Annotated in this window: 2 protein-coding genes; both read left to right on the forward strand. The window is 56.5% G+C overall.

Annotation, left to right across the window (positions count from 1 at the left end; all coding sequences use genetic code 11):
• Positions 1-589 (forward strand): hypothetical protein (locus HUU60_12850; GenBank protein NUL83584.1); only part of this gene is annotated, 589 nt, incomplete at its 5' end.
• Position 590: 1 nt separating this feature from the next.
• On the forward strand, positions 591-1568 hold the full coding sequence (locus HUU60_12855; protein ID NUL83585.1) for a hypothetical protein: 978 nt from the start codon (positions 591-593) through the stop codon (positions 1566-1568).
• Positions 1569-1859 lie beyond the last annotated feature (291 nt).

Raw genomic sequence — 1859 nt, forward strand, 5'->3', positions numbered from 1 at the left:
ACTTGCGGGAGCAACGAACGAAGATTTCAGCCGAAGAGAGTTCAACGGCAATCTGGCCGCAAAGGGATTCGCTCAGGCCGATGTTGCCGGCGAAATAGGAGGATTCGTGCTGGAATCGGCTCCCGGCTCCGGGCTGCTGATGGCCGGCTACGGCAGAGACGGTCGCGGCAGGCCGATCTCCGACTGCGACCGAATTCTTGAAGGAGTATCGGTCTTTCCGCTTGCGGGTGCCGCCAGCAGAGCAGGCAAGGCAGTCAAGTCCGGTTCTGAGGCGCTTTCGAATCTATCACGCGCGGCAAAAAAAGACCTTTACTCGAAGTTAAGTAGTAAGTATGGTCTCGGCAAAGACAGGGTTAAACATATACTACAAAGACACTACGACCAGTTCGTTAGACTCGATCCTTCGATAACCCCTGATCAAGTTCTTGATATAGGCTACAATGTGGGATCTAGGGGCGCCAACTTTGTGCGGCGCCAAGCTGATGGACGCGTTGTCTACCAAGCAAACTTGACGATTGGTTCGACGCAGGTAAGGGTCACAAGCGTCATGGAAGGCCATTGTTTAGTTACTGTGTTCATCAATGATTGATATGAGCGACTTTCGAATAGACTGGGCCCTCGATTGGGACCTGGAGCCGCCGACCGCCCAGGATCCGTTGGGATGTGCCGTCCTCAGTTCAGCAAATCGATCGATTGTCTTTAACTGCTTCGATATCGGCACGTTGCTTTGGGCATTGACAGAGATAGCCGTCTCCTTGAAGAGGGGCGATACGCGCGGCGAGGCGGAGATCTATATGCCTCGCCCCCTCGCTTTCGAAGTTCGCAAATCAGGAATCAGAGTTTCGTTTGACGGTCTCGCTGTGCTCTGTCCAACGGTAATCGACTTCATCAACGTCTTGAGGCCAGCAGTCGCTCGATTTGTCGACTGCTTCGGTACAGAGTCATCATTGACCATCGAACTGCTCTGCAAGTGGTTGGATGAAAACAGTCAGGCAAAGCCTGATCGGGCGCGAGCCAAGCGTCGTGCGCCCACTGTTCAAGCGTGGTCGATCGAAATTCTTACGCCGCTACGGTCGCTCGAAGTGCAGTTCGGTGTAACACCCGGCACAAACCGTGTCGCCCGCGTCGAGCCAATTGACGGAGATGTCGCTACCTCTGCGCTTGTTTCTGCGAGGTTGTTGAGCGGCAAGAGTGTTCAAATCCTGTTCGATGCGCCGATTCCAGGTCGCGCTACCATGCGGTTTGCAACTATCGGCGGTTGTTTCTTGGCGGCATGGCACCGAGACATCATCATAGTGGACGAGAATACCTTCCAAATCAAGGAGCGATGGATAGCGCCATGGCCGATTGCCAACATCTTGGCTGTTGACGCGACGAAGTTGATCGTTGACTACAAGGTTGGCTTGGCGTGCTTCTCGTCTGATGGCCTGGCCGACTGGGAGACGAACTTTACCGAAGTAATCGTCGACGCGACGCTTGACGGAGAGTTCTTGATCATAGATTTCGGGCGAAAACGGCGTTGGCGGCTGGATGCGCGCTCAGGCCGGACACTAACGCGCTTGGCGTAGTTACAACGTCTTCATAGAGTCGCCTAGCTTGCTCTCTCGCTGCTGACGGGCGGGGTCGAGGACCGCTCCATCAGCCCTGCCGACTGGCAGCGGGGCTCAGCGCAAGGCAGGAACCCGGTCTAGGCGGCGCGTTCCATCCCCAAGGCGGCGTCTACGTCGGTGCTCTCGCAGCGCCCCAAAAGGCCCCGCTGACGGCAGTCGACGCTCGGCCCTCTCACTCGCTGATCGCTGACCGAGCCCCTTCGGAGCCGCCCGCCGAACTTGCGGGAGCAACGAACGAAGATTTCAGCC

This window comes from Armatimonadota bacterium, from assembly GCA_013359125.1.
GTDB lineage: Bacteria > Armatimonadota > Fimbriimonadia > Fimbriimonadales > GBS-DC > JABWCR01.